Source organism: Bacteroides sp. DH3716P (assembly GCF_025914115.1).
GTDB lineage: Bacteria > Bacteroidota > Bacteroidia > Bacteroidales > Bacteroidaceae > Bacteroides > Bacteroides ovatus.
Genome location: NZ_CP083673.1, coordinates 1,376,695 through 1,393,384 on the forward strand (window position 1 = coordinate 1,376,695; position 16,690 = coordinate 1,393,384).

Consider the following 16,690-nt stretch of genomic DNA (forward strand, 5'->3'; position numbering starts at 1 on the left):
AACTGAAACTAGCAATTATATTAATAAAAAAAGGTTGCAAATATAACATTTTGTTATTTTATAAGCTGTATTTATGCCGATAAGCATATTTTTTTCAACCAAAAGCTTTGATTGCTAAAACAGCAATTGACACTTTGCATAAGCAAAATGCCTCTTTTAATATTTCTTTTACTCGTTTTTAGTCATAAAACACCTTTAAAAGCCATTCTTTTTGCTTTTTTCGTGAAAAAGCGAATAAAAAAGTGGCATTTAATTTAAAGTTTTGTGAATACCAAGTGATTTGAAGATTTATTTTTTAGAGATATTAATGCTTATTCGCCTCTGATATAGCACAGAATTACGTCTAATTTGTTCTATTATTAATTAAAAAATGAAAGTATGGAAAAGATCAGTTACAACCTTGTGTTTAACAGAAAGAAGAGATTGAATAAAAGAGGAATGGCATTAGTTCAGGTAGAAGCCTATCTGAACAGGAAAAAGATGTATTTCTCCACCAAAATATATCTCAAACCGGAACAGTGGGATGCCAAACGAAAAATGGTGAAGAATCATCCTAATGCGAATGTTTTGAATCGTATGTTATATGAAAATATAGCAGCTATTGAGCAAACAGAACTTGGACTATGGCAACAGGGAAAGTCCATATCGTTAGATTTATTAAAAAATTCTATTGATAAACCTCTAAGCAATGGAAGGTCATTTTTGACTTTTTTTAAAGAGGAGATAGCCAATTCTTCTTTGAAAGAAAGTACCCGTCAAAATCACCTTTCCACGCTTGAATTACTTCAGGAGTTCAAGAAAGAGGTATTATTTACCGATTTGACATTTGAGTTTGTGTCTTCATTTGATAATTACCTGCAATCTAAAGGTTATCACCTTAATACTATTGCCAAGCACATGAAGCATCTGAAACGATATATTAATGTTGCAATAAATAAGGAGTATATGGATATACAGAAGTATGCCTTTAGAAAATATAAAATTAAAAGTATAGAAGGAAGCCATACACACTTAGCTCCGGAAGAGTTACACAAATTTGAGAATTTGCAGCTGACTGGAAGATATACGAGACTGCAAAAAACAAAAGATGCTTTTTTATTTTGCTGTTATGCTGGATTACGATATTCTGATTTCACTAATCTGACCTCTGCAAATATTGTTGAGTTCCATCAGGAGACTTGGATAATATACAAATCTGTCAAAACAGGTATGGAGGTACGCCTTCCTTTATATTTATTATTTGAGGGTAAAGGAATCCAGATATTACAACGCTATAAAGATGACCTCAATAGTTTTTTCAAGTTGAAAGACAATTCTAATATTAATAAGGAATTAAACATATTGGCAGGCTTGGCTAAAATTGATAAACGTGTATCGTTTCACACCGCCCGTCATACAAATGCTACCTTATTATTATATAATGGTGCCAATATAACTACTGTACAAAAACTGTTAGGACATAAAAGTGTAAAGACCACGCAGGTATATGCGAATATAATGGATATTACAGTGGTGCGTGATCTTGAGAAAACTGCCTCATCAAAAAAATAATAATAAGCACAAAAACTAAACGAAAGTGTTCTGTTTTTAAGATTTGGTTATAGAAATGGAAGGTATAATTTTCTCTAATAGAAGAAAGTGTGTATAATTAAATGAAAGAATATGCAATATAAGTTCCGAAAACGCATATATATAATCTAAAGATACATCATAATTACGAATATTATCACTCGTCCCATTTAAAGGAATAAAGCGTTCCTTTAAAAGGAACGAGTCATTGGTCGTAGAGAAGCCCTTGCTTTCTTTAAAAGGAAAGGATTAAAAGCTAATTTATAAACTTGACAGCCTCTAATAGCTATTAAAATCCGGCATTTGGGGTTCTTTCATTTTAGCATCAGATAAATGATAAATACCTCTTTTTGCATAATTAGATGTAATTACACAATCTCTTTGATACAGAAAAAGCATATAACCATCCAATATAAATATTCATCAATCATATTCTCTGCGATTTTGGAGGATATTTGAATCCACCCCTGCATATTTTAAAATATACAGTAATAAAATATGCATTTTTTCATCTGGAGTTTTTCTTTTTCTTAGATTACCGTTTGCTAATGAATATATTATTATAGTCAATAATTATTGGATATAATTTAGAACAAGAAAACCATCTTCAACAGTTAAGATGGAAATAAGTTTTAGCTTATATCATATAAGATAAGAACTTAAATAATTAATTAATAGATGGTTATGCCCTATTTTTGATAGAAATCTGGTATCATAAATCAGTAAACTAATATGTTTGGTAGGTGCTTAATATATTGATAATCTGCATAATAACTACAACAAAAAAATATTTCCAAAGGAAAGCAAACATCATATATATTGTTAGTAATCAACATATTATAGTTGTATTTAGTTCTGCAAAGACTTTGCAGATTTCGTATATCGGAATGCAAACACAAGAGGTAGTTATTAAGCCAAATTTGAGAGTTGTATTAAAGGCTGACGCCCAAAAGCTAGACGAAGTAGTAGTTACCGCTATGGGTATTTCACGTGAGAAGAAAGCATTGGGATATGCCGTACAAGACGTCAAATCGGATGCGTTGACACGTGCTGCTAATACAGATTTAGCGGGAGCCTTACAAGGAAAAGTATCAGGTATTGACATCACCCCATCATCAGGTATGCCGGGTGCTTCTTCAAAGATCACGATTCGCGGTTCTCGTTCTTTCACTGGAGACAATACTCCATTGTATGTAATTGATGGTATGCCTATCGCTTCTACCGCAGATGTGAGTACTTCTCTTACCGATGGAGCGTATGGAACGGACTATGCTAACCGTGCTGTCGACATTGACCCTAATGATATAGAAAGTATCAATATATTAAAGGGACAAGCCGCTTCTGCTTTGTATGGTATGAGAGCTTCCAATGGTGTTATCGTTATCACCACCAAAAGTGGTAAAGGAGCAGATAAAGGAAAACCGACTATTACTTTCAGTACTAACCTTTCCTTTGATAAGATTTCAACTCTTCCGGAACTGCAACAAGAATATGCACAAGGTTCAGGCGGTACTTTCGATCCGTCATCTCCTTTCGCATGGGGTCCTAAGATTTCCGAATTAGCTAACGACCCTACCTACGGAGGAAATACAGACAACAGTTACACCAGCCAATATGGTAAACAGTCCGGAAAATACTATGTTCCTCAACTTGCAGCTGCCGGCATGAATCCGTGGGCTACTCCACAAGCATATAACAACATGAAGGACTTTTTTGAAACAGGTGTATCTTGGAGCAATAACGTCAATGTAGCCCAGAGATTCGACAAAGGTAACTACTCCTTTTCTTTGGGTAACACCACCAGTAATGGTATCGTTCCATCAACCGGTATGGATAGATATAACGTGAAAATGTCCGCCGAAGCACAACTCCATCCTAACTGGACTACCGGATTTAATGGAAACTTTGTGACTTCAAAAATCTCCAAACAGTCTACAGCCAACACCAGTGTGGTTGCTACGATCTATAATGCACCCGTCAGCTATAATATGGCCGGTATTCCTTCTCACATAGAAGGCGACCCTTACACACAAAATACATATCGAGACAGCTGGATCGACGATGCATATTGGGCAGTTGACAATAACCAGTTCTCCGAACGTTCACAACGTTTCTTCGGAAATGCTTTCGTGAAATATACTACTAAATTTGGAACAGACAACCACAAACTGGATATTAAATACCAGATCGGTGATGACGCTTACACTACCAACTATTCAGAAATCTACGGATATGGAAGTACTTGGGCACCTACAGGTGAAGATTCAGAGTACCATTACACTGTTAATGAATTAAACTCACTGTTAACTGCCGCTTACACATGGAATATCAACGAAGAATGGACCTTGGATGCATTGATTGGTAATGAGTTTGTGGATAAAAAGACAAAATATGAATACGCATATAGCATGAATTTCAATTTCCCCGGATGGAATCATCTGAATAATGCTTCTGTATTCTCCAACGAAAGCCAATACAACAAGAAACGGACGGTAGGTAATTTCGCCAACTTGTCAGTAGCATGGAAAAACATGCTCTATCTAAGTGGAAGTATACGTAACGATATTGTTTCAAGCATGCCACGTGACAACCGTTCTTTCACTTATCCTTCAGTGTCATTAGGATTCATCTTCACCGAACTGGCTCCCCTGAAGAATAACATATTGACTTTCGGTAAGATACGTGCTTCTTATGCAGAAGTTGGTATGGCCGGTGATTATACTCAAAGTTATTATTATACTCCGTCTTATGGTGGCGGCTTCTATATGGGAAATCCTATTGTTTATCCAATTAATGGAGCAATGGCTTACATTCCATATTATAAGGTATATGACCCTAACTTAAAACCACAAAATACAAAATCATACGAACTGGGAGCAGATCTTACTTTCTTAAACGGACTGGTAACCTTGAATTATACCTATTCACGTCAGAATGTGAAAGATCAGATATTCGAAGTTCCTTTGGCAGGTTCAACCGGAGCCTCAAGTATGATAATGAATGGAGGTAAAATCCACACAAATACCCACGAGTTGACATTGGGCGTATCTCCGGTAGATACCAAAAACTTCAAACTCGACTTCGCTTTCAACTTCTCCAAAATCGACAATTACGTAGACGAATTGGCTCCAGGAGTAGAAAGTATTATGTTAGGAGGATTTGTAACTCCGCAGGTACGTGCCGGAATTGGTGACAAGTTCCCTGTGATCTATGGAAAAAGCTATATGCGTAATGACGAAGGCAAGATTGTAGTAGACAAAAACGGACTTCCCATGCAGGGAGAAGATGCGGTTATCGGAACTGTATCTCCTGACTTCCGTTTAGGTTTCAATACAAATATCGAATTGTACAAGTTCCGTATTTCTGCAGTATTCGACTGGAAACAAGGAGGACAGATGTATAGTGGTACCGCAGGTGAAATGAACTATTACGGTGTGAGCAAATTATCTGGTGATATGCGTAATACCGAATTCATTGTGGAAAACTCCGTTAAAGAAACAGGAAAAGATGCGGATGGTAATTCAATCTATGCCCCCAATGATATAAAAGTAACAGATGCTCAAGCATATTTCACCAGAAGAAGATCAATTGACGAATCTTACATTTATGATAATTCTTATATCAAATTGCGTGAATTATCTGTAAGTTATCCGGTTTTCTCAAAGAAATGGCTGAATGTGAACGTTAATGTTTTTGCCCGCAACATTTTGGTTTGGTCTGAAATGAAAGGTTTCGATCCGGAAGCTTCACAAGGTAATGACAACATGGGAGGTGCATTCGAACGTTTCTCTCTTCCGGGAACAGCCAGCTATGGTTTTGGATTTAATGTAAAATTCTAATTAGCTAAAAAGAAAGATGAAAACATATAATATAATTAAAGGTATTTTTGCCGCTACTGTTTTATCAGTTGTTTTTTCCGGATGCTCGGAAGATGCAATGGATAGAATCAACAAGGACCACGGCCATACGCAAAGCGTAGCCGCAAGATTCATTCTGACAGATGTGATAACCTCTACTGCATTTTCCAATGCAGGAGGTGATTTCAATACTTATCTATCTGCTTACATTGAATATGAAGTAGGTGTTGACAACCAATTGTATTATGCAGAAACCAGAGAGAGCGAACCGACCTCATCTTCCACTTTCAACAATACATGGAATGGTCTGTATTCAACATTGAAATCCGCCCGTATCATTATCAATCAATGCAGCGAGGGAGGCATAGACCATGGGAATTATGTAACCAAGGGTATGGCTGAAGTGTTGGCTGCTTATAATTGCGCATTGATAGCCGATATGTTTGGAGATGCTCCATGTAGTCAGGCTGCATTAATTGACGAAAACGGTTCTCCTGTTTACCTAACTCCTAAAATGGATAAGCAAGAAGAAATCTATACCCAAGCAATGCAATATCTGGATGATGCCATTGCAGACTTACAGAAAGAAGATCTGATAGACCCGGAAGCTCAAGATTTGCTGTACCAGGGTGATGCTGAAAAATGGCTTAAGTTAGCATATGGTCTGAAAGCACGCTACACGATGCATCTTCTTAAAAGATCTGCCAACAAAGACGCGGATATGGAGAAGGTGTTGGAATATGTAAATAACTCTTTCGAAAGCGCAGAAGAACAAGCAGCATTCGACGTATATGACGCTAATAACATAAATCCGCTTTATGGTTTCTTTGTGGCACGTGCCGGATTAGGTGCAAGCGAAAGCATGAGAAGCAAACTGGCAGAATACAATGACCCACGTCTGTCCAGAGCTTTCATCACTAAACAGGGTACCTCCGGAAAAGAACAAGCTCCGGGAACCGCAGACAACGCCGTATATGCGCCTAACGGTACACCAGAACAAGGCACTTCCAAATATGGAACTTCTTTATTTATGTATTCTATATCAGCACCAACACTGTTGTTGAGTTATCATGAATTAAAATTCCTGGAAGCAGAAGCTCTGTGCAGATTGGAACGTGATGCTAAAAGTGCATTAAAAGATGCAGTAGTGGCTGGACTGTTAAATGCGGAAAACAGCTTTACTATTTCAAGAAAAGAGTTGGGCAAAACACTCATCAATGCAGCAAGCAGTATTACGGAAGCTGAAGCCGAAAGTTACTTTGACAATACGATAGAGGCCAAATATACAGCTGAACCTTTGAAAACAACAATGACTCAAAAATACTTCGCATTATGGGGAGCTTCAGGTGAAGCGACAGAATCTTACAATGATGTTCGCAGAATGAAAGGACTAGGCGAAAACTTTATTGAGCTAAAAAATCCAAACTCTTTCCCATTACGTTGTCCTTATGGCAATAGCGACACAACAACGAATGCCGAAGTGAAAGCAGCATACGGAAACGGACAATATGTGTATAGTGAAAATGTTTGGTGGGCAGGCGGAAGCAGATAATCCATTGACTTGAATCATATAAATGAGACTGAATTCTCCAGGGGAAAGGTGGGAATTCAGTCTCATTTCTTTATATTATAATAATAAAAGCCTTTATTATTTATACAAAAATCCCACTCTCCCCCTTTCTTATTTCATGTAATTTCATAGAGCATACTCTTTTCATTCATCCTGCCGACCAACACATTTTCTCTATAAAAGTAATTCAAAATAAAAAATGTTCCTTATATTTGCCAATGGTTTACGGGTTTATTTACATATACTTTTTAAATATAAAGAGTATTTATTTTCGTCTATAAACAAAGTAGCTTTTGAATGATAACTCTTTAAACTTCCTCTGAAAAGGATTGAAGACACTAAATATATGGATCATTTTTTAGAGAAAATAGACACACACACTTTATCACTCCTACAACAAGGTGACGAAAAGGCTTTCGACACTATTTTCTGGAAATATAATCCCCGTGTATTTCATTTTATTCATTCCCTTCTATATGATAAAATACTAGCAGAGGACCTCACTCAAAATGTATTTCTGAAGATCTGGGAAAGACATCAGGATATCAAACCGGAAGAAGGCTTTGAAGCGTATCTTTTCACAATAGCACGCAACATGGTATATAAGGAAACAGAAAAACGGCTACTTTCGGAACGTTTTCTGGATTCAATCAAACAAACTGATGCCGACAAGCACTTTGAAATAGATGTTGACACCGACTCCCTACAAGAATATATAGACGAGCTGGTAGAACAGCTACCCTCTTCCCGGAAGAAAATCTACCTCATGAGCAAGAAACAACATCTGACAAATAAAGAAATAGCCGCCCAACTATCTTTGTCAGAAAAAACAGTTGAAACGCAATTATATCGTGCCCTTCATTTCTTACGTTCTAAATTAGCCAATGAAATTGTAGCTTTGGCTCTATTTTTTCTTTCTTCTAATTTTAAATAGTGTTAAATACAGAGTAAAATCTTTGCACCCTGTAAGGATTCTTGGCTCCATGGAGATATACATAATAAAAGCCCATGGAGAAGAATACGAATATATTATTATTAGAATGTTTTATGCGGGGAGAAACCTCTCCGGATGAAGAACAAATACTATCTGACTGGCTCCACAGTCAGGAAGCAAAAGAGCAGTTATCCAACTATTATCAGGAAACCTGGAAAGGCTCTAATAACAAGCTCATTGCCGAAGTACAATGTCCGTTATTTAAAACTGCGTAATCTGGAATTTGGTTACACCTTCCCCAAAGAGTGGCTGCAAAAATGCAGAATTAACAGTCTAAGGTTATATCTTGCCGGACAGAACCTGTTTACACTCACCAATGTACCTATCGATCCGGAAGTTTCAGCCGGTAACGGAACAGCTTACCCGAGTATGCGAATTATCAATCTGGGTTTAACACTTAAATTCTAAAAGCAATGAAATATATAAAAGGATACCTGTTATTGGGTTTAACTTTGATATTAGGATCTTGTTCTGATTTTTTAGATCGTGATCCCGATCAGATATTGACAAATGACCAGATCTTCAGCGATGCTAAAATGATAAACTCCGTATTGGCCGGTTTTTATGGAGATACAGAGAATTGGGGACAAAGTTTTGCCACTCCCGCCAGCTTTACTAAAGTGGACGACGGTTGCGTGACTGATGGTGGCCGTGATAACATGCAGGAATACAGTGACAATCAATGGCGAGTTTATCCATATAAATATATTCGTAATTTAAATCAGTTCCTGGCGGGATTAAGAGCTACAACCGTACTTGAATCTACAGAGAAATTGCGATATGAAGGCGAAATTCGCTTCTTACGCGCCTGGGCATATTTTAGTATGTGCAGAGGTTTAGGCGGTGTACCTATTGTGAATGATAACGTATACGAATATGAGGCAGGGAGGGATGTTTCAGGTTTGGCTGTTCCCCGTTCCAAAGAATCAGAAGTCTACGATTATATCATCAATGAATGTGCCACTATCGCAGATTACCTGCCTACAAAGCCCACCACCAATGCCGCCCGTGCCACACGTTGGGCTGCCCTGATGTTAAAGGCACGTGCTGCCGTTTATGCAGGATCATTGGCCAACTACAATAATAAGATGGTTGCTCCTATACGCACAGAAGGAAATGAAGTCGGTATTCCGGCGGAAATGGCTACCCCATATTACGAAACAGCATTGGAAGCAGCCAAAGAAGTGATAACTCAAGCTTCTGCCTATTATAACCTGGACATAACGATTCGTAATGATCTGGGACAGAATTTTTATAATGCAGTCTGTGTCAAAGAGAATAATCATGAAGTGATCTGGGCCAAAGATTATGCATATCCAGGAGCCACCCATGGATTCACACAAAAGAATATTCCCGCTTCTCTAGCAGAAGATCAGGAACGTTGTTATTCCGGCGCAGTATTAAATCTGGTAGAAGCATTTGAATACAAAGACAACCGCGACGGCACAATCAAAGTTAAGGATGAATCCGGAAATTACATCATGTACAGTCGGCCGGAAGATGCCTTTGCCAATAAAGATGCCCGGTTGTGGGGAACCGTACTTTATCCGGGAGCCAAATTCAGAGGTAGTGAAGTAGTGTTGCAAGCCGGTCAGAAAGTGCCCGACGGAAACGGAAATTGGAAAGAAATCATAGGTAAAGCCGATTCTTACGATGACAATAACCGCCTGATAACTTCTATCAACGGACCAATGGAATCAAATGAAATCCGTATAAACAAAACAGGTTTCTTCTTCCGCAAATTCCTGGACGAAACCATCGGTGCTTCTACCAATTCGAAGATGAGTACCATGTGGTATCCTCGTTTCCGTATTTCAGAAGCATATATGATAGCTTGTGAGGCTGCTTATGAGCTCAATAAAACCGGAGAAGATGATCCGCTGAACTACATCAATCCTGTTCGTACACGCGCCGGCATCAGCGAACTGGAATCAATCACATTTGAAGATATTGTCCGCGAATATCGGGTGGAATTTGCATTGGAAGATCATCGTTACTGGGATCTGAAACGCTGGCGCCTGGCTCACGAAATCTGGGATGGTAATTCGGAAAATCCGGATGCACAGCTCTACGAACTATTCCCTTATCAGGTTAATGATCCGGGTAGCGCCAATGACAAGATGTGGGTATTCGACAAAAAGAAAGCCTACATGGTTCCTTACCCCCGCTATTTCCAGATGAAGAACTATTATAACTTCTTCGATAACAGCTGGCTCAACAAGAACCCGTTATTAGTGAAAAATCCCTATCAGTAAAACATAAAACTGTAAAACAATGAAAAAAATAAGAACTATATTTTCTTTGCTTTCACTTTCCCTGCTTGCCATAAGTTGCGGTTTAGACAATTACGACGAACCAGAATCATTTCTGGAAGGGAAAATCACGTATAAGGGAAAACAACTCGGTTTGAAAGGTACAAACGGAGGTATTCAACTACAATTGTATCAGGATGGTTATGCCAACCATGATCCTATCACCGTGTATGCCACACAGGACGGAACTTTCTCTGCAGTACTTTTCGATGGTCCGTACAAACTGGTAACTAAAGACAAAAACGGTCCCTGGGTGAATAACCGCGATACCATATATGTGGAAGTAAAAGGAAAAACACAATGTGAAGTAAAAGTCACCCCTTATTTTACAATATCAGACGAAAATATCACATTAGATAACAACATCGTATCCGGCACGTGCAATATACAGCAAATAGTACAGGATGCCAAGATAAGCCAGGCAATGCTACTCGTCAGCAAAACAACTTTTGTTGACGAGAACACGAATATAGCCCGGCAAAATTTATCCAATATAAATCCCGGAGTAACAAATATTTCGCTGGATATTACGAGTAACCAGAATGTACAGTCAGCCAAAGCCCTATTCGCCCGCATCGGTGTAAAAGCGAACGGAGCGGACCAAGCTGTCTATTCAGAAATTTTCAGACTGAAATAATTCATCTAAGAAATAATTTGTCAGTATATTTATTTAATAAATATACTGACAAAAAAAATAAAACAAAATTATATGACAAACAAAAACATGTTATTAATGGGAACTGCATCCTTACTGTCCCTACATGCAGCAGCCCAGAATGACCCAAAGCCCAACATTGTTTTAATCATGGTGGACGATATGGGATATTCCGATCTAGGGTGCTACGGAGGAGAAATTCCTACGCCCAATCTGGATAATCTGGCAAAAAAAGGAGTACGCTTTACCCATTTCTGCAACACAGGACGCTCCTGCCCTTCCCGTGCCAGTCTACTGACCGGACTTTATCCCCAACAGGCAGGTATCGGAATGATGTCCGAAGATCCTCACTCTGCCGAAGATCACGGAGTGCATGGATATATGGGATATTTGAACCGTAATTCAGTCACCATAGCAGAAGTGCTGAAAGAAGCCGGTTATCACACCTATATGTCGGGAAAATGGCATGTCGGTATGCACGGACAGGAAAAATGGCCGTTGCAACGTGGCTTTGATCATTTTTATGGTATCTTGTCAGGAGCTTGCAGTTATCTGCAACCTCATGGAGATCGCAATCTGACTTTAGACAATCAACAGTTGCCTCCACCGGAACAACCTTATTACACTACTGACGCATTTACTGATTATGCGATTAAATTTGTCGACGAACGCCCCAAAGATGACAATCCGTTCTTCCTTTACCTGGCATACAACGCTCCCCATTGGTCGTTACATGCTAAACAGGAGGATATAGACAAATTTGTAGGCAAGTACCGGAAAGGTTGGCAGAAAGTACGTGAAGCCCGTTTGAAACGTATGATTAAAATGGGATTGGTAGACAAAAATTGGGATCTTGCTCAATGGGAGGGTCGCCAATGGTCCGAACTGACCGAAGATGAACAAATAGAACTGGATAGAAGAATGTCAGTATATGCGGCACAAGTTCATTGCATGGATTATAATGTGGGACGGTTAATAAAGTACCTGGAAGAAAAAGGGGAGCTGAATAACACCTTACTTATTTTCTTGTCGGATAATGGTGCATGTGCCGAGCCTCATCGTGAGAAAGGTTTCGGAACCATCGATATGATTAACAATCCGGATGAATGGGTAAATCCATCCTATGGCCTGCCATGGGCACAGGTTAGCAATACTCCATACCGTAAGTATAAAGTAAGAGCGTATGAAGGCGGGACCTCCACTCCATTGATTATTTCCTGGCCCGACAAGTATGCAAAATACAATGGCGAGATAAGACACAACAGAGCTTTCCTGCCCGACATTATGGCAACCTTCATCGATGCAGCGGAAACGACCTATCCGAAGACTTATCATGGAGGAAATGAGATCATTCCTTTGGAAGGCGCAAGCATGCTACCGATACTAACCAATACAGACACCGAATTGCACGAATATATTTTTGGTGAACACTTTGACAACTGTGTAGTATGGTGGAAAAACTGGAAAGCCGTTAAAGACCAGAACTCTAAAGTATGGGAACTTTTCAACTTGGAGAAAGACCGTACAGAACGTGTTGATTTATCCAGAGAAAATCCCAAGATTCTAAAACAACTGGTAGACGAATGGAACAAATGGGCAAATACACATTATGTATATCCCAAAGGAAAATAGCCACAGAAAGGTCACATAAAGACATGCTAAATGTCTAAAAACCATATCTTAAAGCACTTGCCCCTGCTACAAATCTTTTTGTAACAGGGGCAAGTTTCATTATAGGGACTCTCCGTCCCTCATATTCTTATTCATCAAGGAATCATTCCTTCTCTCACAATATCCACCAGAATCGGCTTCAATCCGCTAACGAAACATTCCACTGCAATCACCATCAAAATCAGTCCCATAAGACGCATCATCACATTATTACCCGTTTCACCCAAGACTTTTACCAATTTCGTGGAAGCACGAAGAATAAAGAAAGTCAGCAGATAAATCAGGGCGATAGTACCGATCAATATCCCCTTCATTTCATAAGAATGCGCATCCTGCATCAAAACGATTGCATTGGCAATCGCTCCGGGACCGCATAACATAGGAATACCGAGAGGAGTAATAGAGATATCATCCGCATACGTTTTGATTTCTTCGTCCTTCAACTTCATCGGTGTATAGCGGGCTTGAAGCATATCAAAGCCTATCTTGAAGATAATCACCCCACCGGCAATACGGAAACCATTGGTAGAGATACCGAAGAACTTGAAAAGAAACTGCCCGGCAAAGACAAATACCATCAATGTAATAAACGACACAATAGTAGCACGACGTACGATAGACTGACGTTCTTTATCCGTCATACCATGAGTCATGGTAAGAAAGACAGGCATCGTTCCCAACGGGTTGGTCAACGTGAAGAATGAAGTGAAACAAAGTAAGGCGAAAGGCAGAAGCGTACTATCCATGATTATATCGTATTTTATGCAAAACTAAAACGCAACAAAAATACGACTTAATCCAGAAAACCTATAATAAATCCATTAATTCTTTCAAGGAATGGATGTGATAAGTAGGGAGGAAAGGGAAAGCTGTCCGTTCTGTCACATTGTAGAAAACCTGATGCATCCCTACTCCGTGCGCTCCGGTTATATCCGCTTCCCAACTATCACCAATCATTAAGGATTCGCGCAACTCGGATTGAGTAGCAGACAAAGCAAAATTGAATATCTCCGGCCAAGGCTTCAGCACTCCGAGATCTTCCGAGAGAATCACCTTTCTGAAATACCCGTCCACTCCTGCCGAACGCATCTTACGTGATTGCAATTCACGAAACCCATTGGAAAGGATATAGAGGTTATATTTGGGAGCAAGATACTCCAATACCTCCTTTGCATGAGGCATTAAAACACTTTTAGTAGGGATAATAGCGAAAAAATCTCTCGAAAACCGTTCAGCGAGCGCTTCATCTTTCACTCCCACGGCCTGTAAAGGATAAAAGAAACGTTGGCTGTTCAATTCATCCTTCGTTATCTTTCCTTCACCGTACTCAACCCAGAGTTCGGTATTTCTTTGTTGATAAAGAGTATAATAATGATTGAATGAATCAAAATAGCGGTCGAACGAATATTTCTGATATACTTCCTCAAAGGTGTTACGAGCATTTTGAGAAAAAGCCCAGATGGTATCATCAAGATCAAAAAAAAGATTTTTATATTTCATCAGTAGTTATATAATAAGAAACAAAAAAGCCAATGTGCTAATTTCTTGAATCCAGGAATCAGCACATTGGCAATTCAAAAAGGGATGTCTACCTTATTTTACCTGGATAACCAAGTATCTGGATACACTCCAGAATTCAGTAGGATTAGTAATCTTCAATGTCAACTGGCCTTTGTCATCTTTAACCAATTCATAAGAACCGGACGGATGAGTAGTCAGTAACTCAGCACGTTTAGAGTACAACTTGATTTCTTTGGTTGTACGGATATCGATTTGAGTGAAATAATCCTTATTGAAATCAGCGCTCTTCAATACGTCTCCGCTCTGAAGAATCTTTTGAGCTTTCAATTCAGATTTTGTACCGAATACGAACCAGGCAGCATTCAGGCTCTTTTCCTGTTCAGCAACGGTTTTAGCTTTCGCTTCGTTTTCTGCAGCCAACGTTTCTTTAGCAGCAGACAAGTCGCTGACAGCAGCATCCAATTCCTGGATACGGATATTCTTGGAAGCCAGTTCTGTTTGAAGTTCTTCGATACGTTGTTGTTTAGCGTTCAATTCAGCAGTCAAAGCGGCAACAGCTTTTTTCATCTGTGCAGAATTGTAATTGCTGTTCTTCAACTGTGCCTGCAACTTTGCAATCTGCGCTTTGTTTTCTTCCATCTGTTTAGAGATGAATTCGATGTCAGAAGCAATCTGTTGCTTGGCGCTGGCAGAGTTTTCAGTGATGGTTCCACGTTGCAAGTCAACACGGCTTTCGGCAGCATTGATCTTACGGAAACCTTCCTGAACTTCATTGAAAGTACCCATCATATCATCCAGTTCAGCATTGCGCTGGTTCAGTTCCATCAAAAGAGAATCATTTTCAGCTTTCAGGTCTTTACTTCCACCTTTAAAGCTATCACACGAAGCTAACATGGCTACGCATACAAATAAAACAGCTAACTTTTTCATACGTTTACGTTTTACGTTTTTTAATGAAATTATTTAATCATCTATTCCTGCTAATACTATCACAATCTCGCCCCGGGGTTCGGTAGCGGTAAAGTGTTCTATCAATTCAGCCAAACTGCCCCGAACTGTTTCTTCGTGGAGCTTGGATATTTCACGCGACACGGTTGCCTGACGTTCAGCACCGAAATATTCGGCAAACTGTGTTAACGTCTTCAACAGACGGTGGGGTGATTCATAAAACACCATCGTACGGTGTTCTTCCGCCAATGTCTTCAGTCGTGTCTGCCGTCCTTTCTTCTGGGGGAGAAACCCCTCGAAGCAGAACTTCTCGTTCGGCAATCCCGATGCAACGAGTGCCGGAACAAAAGCGGTTGCTCCCGGCAAGCACTGCACTTCAATGCCGTTGCGTACACACTCACGAACAACCAGAAATCCGGGATCGGAAATTCCAGGCGTTCCGGCATCCGAAATTAGTGCCACCGTTTCACCTGCCTTTATTCTATTAACAACACTTTCCACCGTTTTATGTTCATTAAATTTGTGGTGGGATTGCATTGCATTCTTTATTTCAAAGTGTTTCAGCAAAATACCGGAAGTACGTGTATCCTCCGCCAAAATCAGATCGACCTCTTTCAGGACTTTGATAGCCCGAAAAGTCATGTCCTCCAGATTCCCTACCGGCGTAGGCACTACATATAGCTTTCCCATCTTGTTTTTGTTTTATACTGATTGATTAAAATATTTCTTTAGTAGCTCCAGAAAGTCGTTCACCGCCTCCTTTTCTTCATTCAATTCGACTTTCGAGGACAGAAATGCGACTGCAGTCTTGTAGGAACTCATTACTGATATCTGTTCGATAACCCGATTCATCAAATCAGTGTTGCCTCCGAACAGTTCACGAGAAAAACGGAAAGAATCATTCAAGCTGATAGCATGTCGCAAGCCGGCAGACAGTTTGAGACTTTCTCCCAACACAGCCGATTTAGGTTCTTCCTCTTTCACAACAGTTTCAACGACAGGTTCCTCAACAATTGCCGGTTCCTCTTTTTTCCCTTCTTCTTCTTCTTCTTCTTCTTCTTCTTCTGCTGCTGCTGCTTCTGCTTCTTCTTCTTCTTCTGCTGCTGTCTCTGCAGCTGCCGCTATTACGACAGGTTTCTCTTCCGCAACAATGGCTTCTCCTTCCTCATCTTCTTTCACAACAACCGATTCGAGAGATTGTATAATCACGGGGGAATCCTCTTCAGACCCGGCAACTTCATCCTCCTCTTCCGCTGTCTCTTCCACAGCTGACGGAGAAATTACCTGAACAGCATCCACCTCCTGCTGCAGTTCTTCCAAACGCCCCTGCATCCGTGTAATGCTCCGCTTCAACAGTTCAGACAAAGTCGGAGTCGGCTCCTTGGTAAATGAATCCATGAGATACTTCAACTCATGAACATCCAACTCAATATCTGTTAATAGCTTCTGTTTCATGTCAGTCCATTGTTTATACGGTGCGAATGTAGGAATAATTTATGCAATAACTTAAAATAAACAGATAGCTAAAAAGTAAATTTGAGAAAAGCGTAGCGATTCAACTGAAAGAGTGGTCGTTACGCTTTTGCTTTTGAT

General features: G+C 39.6%; 12 protein-coding genes and 1 pseudogene. 8 read left to right on the plus strand and 5 right to left on the minus strand.

The genetic code is table 11. The features are described 5' to 3' along the window. The first annotated feature begins 378 nt into the window (after positions 1–378). From KQP79_RS04900 to KQP79_RS04935, 8 genes and pseudogenes are all read left to right on the plus strand, one after another. The gene (locus tag KQP79_RS04900; protein ID WP_004326266.1) at positions 379–1,551 is read left to right on the plus strand and encodes a site-specific integrase; all 1,173 of its coding nucleotides are present in this window, start codon (positions 379–381) and stop codon (positions 1,549–1,551) included. A gap of 857 nt (positions 1,552–2,408) precedes the next feature. After that, positions 2,409–5,408 (plus strand): SusC/RagA family TonB-linked outer membrane protein, encoded by a 3,000-nt coding sequence (locus KQP79_RS04905; RefSeq protein ID WP_259025182.1) that lies wholly within the window; start codon positions 2,409–2,411, stop codon positions 5,406–5,408. 16 nt (positions 5,409–5,424) lie between these two features. Then, on the plus strand, positions 5,425–6,978 hold the full coding sequence (locus tag KQP79_RS04910) for a SusD/RagB family nutrient-binding outer membrane lipoprotein (protein WP_004306509.1): 1,554 nt from the start codon (positions 5,425–5,427) through the stop codon (positions 6,976–6,978). 364 nt (positions 6,979–7,342) lie between these two features. Next, positions 7,343–7,930, plus strand: coding sequence for an RNA polymerase sigma-70 factor (locus KQP79_RS04915; RefSeq protein WP_004326269.1), 588 nt, complete (start codon positions 7,343–7,345; stop codon positions 7,928–7,930). Positions 7,931–8,161: 231 nt separating this feature from the next. Further along, positions 8,162–8,398 (plus strand): annotated as a pseudogene (locus KQP79_RS04920) (hypothetical protein); the annotation flags it as partial. 5 nt (positions 8,399–8,403) lie between these two features. Then, positions 8,404–10,245, plus strand: coding sequence for a RagB/SusD family nutrient uptake outer membrane protein (locus KQP79_RS04925; protein ID WP_061448222.1), 1,842 nt, complete (start codon positions 8,404–8,406; stop codon positions 10,243–10,245). Positions 10,246–10,264: 19 nt separating this feature from the next. Then, a complete protein-coding gene (locus KQP79_RS04930) occupies positions 10,265–10,939 on the plus strand; it encodes a DUF3823 domain-containing protein (RefSeq protein ID WP_061448223.1) in 675 nt (224 codons plus the stop codon). Between the two features lie 72 nt (positions 10,940–11,011). Further along, on the plus strand, positions 11,012–12,589 hold the full coding sequence (locus KQP79_RS04935) for an arylsulfatase (RefSeq protein ID WP_061448224.1): 1,578 nt from the start codon (positions 11,012–11,014) through the stop codon (positions 12,587–12,589). A 134-nt stretch (positions 12,590–12,723) separates the two neighbouring features. On the opposite strand, the gene KQP79_RS04940 is transcribed toward KQP79_RS04935, so the two are convergent. The 5 genes from KQP79_RS04940 to KQP79_RS04960 all read right to left on the minus strand — a co-directional run bounded on the left by KQP79_RS04940 (position 12,724) and on the right by KQP79_RS04960 (position 16,552). Next, positions 12,724–13,374 (minus strand): MarC family protein, encoded by a 651-nt coding sequence (locus tag KQP79_RS04940; protein WP_004306500.1) that lies wholly within the window; start codon positions 13,372–13,374, stop codon positions 12,724–12,726. Positions 13,375–13,435: 61 nt separating this feature from the next. Further along, the gene (locus tag KQP79_RS04945; RefSeq protein WP_008777220.1) at positions 13,436–14,128 is read right to left on the minus strand and encodes a YjjG family noncanonical pyrimidine nucleotidase; all 693 of its coding nucleotides are present in this window, start codon (positions 14,126–14,128) and stop codon (positions 13,436–13,438) included. A 93-nt stretch (positions 14,129–14,221) separates the two neighbouring features. Then, entirely contained in the window at positions 14,222–15,079 is an 858-nt protein-coding gene (locus KQP79_RS04950; protein WP_004299178.1) for a hypothetical protein, read from the minus strand. Between the two features lie 33 nt (positions 15,080–15,112). Then, positions 15,113–15,787: a 16S rRNA (cytidine(1402)-2'-O)-methyltransferase gene (gene rsmI, locus KQP79_RS04955; protein ID WP_004299177.1), complete on the minus strand. Its 675-nt coding sequence runs from the start codon at positions 15,785–15,787 to the stop codon at positions 15,113–15,115. 12 nt (positions 15,788–15,799) lie between these two features. Then, complete coding sequence (locus KQP79_RS04960; protein ID WP_264386621.1) at positions 15,800–16,552, minus strand: hypothetical protein; 753 nt, start codon at positions 16,550–16,552, stop codon at positions 15,800–15,802. Positions 16,553–16,690 lie beyond the last annotated feature (138 nt).